We start from the raw sequence: 1463 nt of genomic DNA, 5'->3' as shown, positions 1-1463 counted from the left end.
TGAACTGCTCCCCGGAAGTTGGACTGAGAAATTCAGTTCCGACTTCCGGGGAGCAGTTTGATGAGGGCGACGAGTTCACTGTCCGAAGATCAGCGGACCGCGGCGGTAGCGTTGTTCGAGGTCGGCTTGGGGGTTCGTGCGGTCGCGTCGAGCCTGGGTGCGGGCCGACCGCCGGTCAAACGGCTGTATGACCGGTGGCGGGTTCGTGGAACAGGAGCGTTGGTGGCCAAACCTCGGGATAGGCAGGCGTACTCGTTCGAGTTCAAGCTCGAGGTGGTGCGCCGATACCTCGCGGGCGAGACGAAAGTCGCGCTCGCTCGGGAGTTCGATTTGTCGTCGCCGAAGCTGATCGAGATGTGGACGCGCAAGTATCGCAACGAGGGCGAGGACGGGTTGCGTCCGAAACAGCCCGGTCGTCCCCCGAAACATCCTGGTCGTCCTACGAAGCCTGCCGATGCTGGGTCGGGCGAGGTCAGCGAGCTCGAGCAGTTGCGTCGGGAGAACGAGCGACTGCGGGCGCAGGTCGCCTACCTGGGAAAATTGCGGGCCTTGAGGGCGCAAGAACGACGCTGAAGGTCGATGCCGTCGTCTCTCTCAAGGCCGAGCACCGTCTCGATGTGCTCCTCGACGTTGCCGGGCTGGCCCGGTCGACGTTCTTCTATCACCAGGCACGCCTGCAGGCCCCGGACCCGCATGCCGAGTTGAAGGCCGCGGTCACCGAGGTGTTCGAGGGCAGCCGCGGCCGCTACGGGCATCGCCGCATCCACTGTGTGCTGGCGCGGGCCGGCTGGCGGGTGGCGAAGAAGACCGTCCTGATGCTGATGCGCACGCTCGGTCTGGTCTGCCGGGTCCGCCGCACGCGCACATACATCGCCTATCAGGGCCGGGTCGGGAAGGTTGCGGCGAATCTCCTCGACCGTGATTTCACCGCTGATGCCCCGAACCGCAAGTGGGTCACCGATGTGACCGAGTTCCGGGTCGGTGATCGGAAGCTGTATCTGTCGCCGATCATGGATCTGTTCGACCGCCAGATCATCGCGTACTCGCTCGGGCCGTCACCGACCCTGGAGCTGACGAACACCTCCCTGCGGACGGCCCTCGCGACCATCGGCGACGGGCAGAAACTGCTCGTGCACTCCGACCAGGGATTCCAGTATCAGCACCCGTCCTGGCGGGGCCTGCTCACCGATTCTGGTGCGACACAATCGATGTCCCGCAAAGCGAACTGCTACGACAATGCCGTGATGGAGAACTTCTTCGGCCACCTCAAAGAAGAGGTGTTCCACCACACCCGCTACCTCGACACCGACGCCCTGGCCGCCGCAGTGGATGACTACATCCACTGGTACAACACCGAACGGATCTCGACACGACTCGAGGGCCTGAGCCCGGTCCAATACCGGGCCCAGGCCCTCGCGGCCTAGGCTTTCACTTAGCCAGTCCAACAATCGGGGACCAGTTCA

The 1463-nt window shown here is 64.0% G+C and carries 2 protein-coding genes; both read left to right on the top strand.

The window, feature by feature from the left end:
• Positions 1-222 precede the first annotated feature (222 nt).
• Positions 223-573 (top strand): helix-turn-helix domain-containing protein, encoded by a 351-nt coding sequence (locus LCL87_RS25505; protein ID WP_225024251.1) that lies wholly within the window; start codon positions 223-225, stop codon positions 571-573.
• Positions 574-617: 44 nt separating this feature from the next.
• Entirely contained in the window at positions 618-1424 is an 807-nt protein-coding gene (locus tag LCL87_RS25500) for an IS3 family transposase (RefSeq protein ID WP_510850864.1), read from the top strand.
• The last annotated feature ends 39 nt before the right edge of the window (positions 1425-1463 follow it).

The organism is Prescottella equi, from assembly GCF_020171745.1.
Classification (GTDB): Bacteria; Actinomycetota; Actinomycetes; order Mycobacteriales; family Mycobacteriaceae; genus Prescottella; species Prescottella equi_A.
Note: the sequence above shows the minus strand (reverse complement) of the source record. Positions and strands in the feature narration are given on the sequence as shown.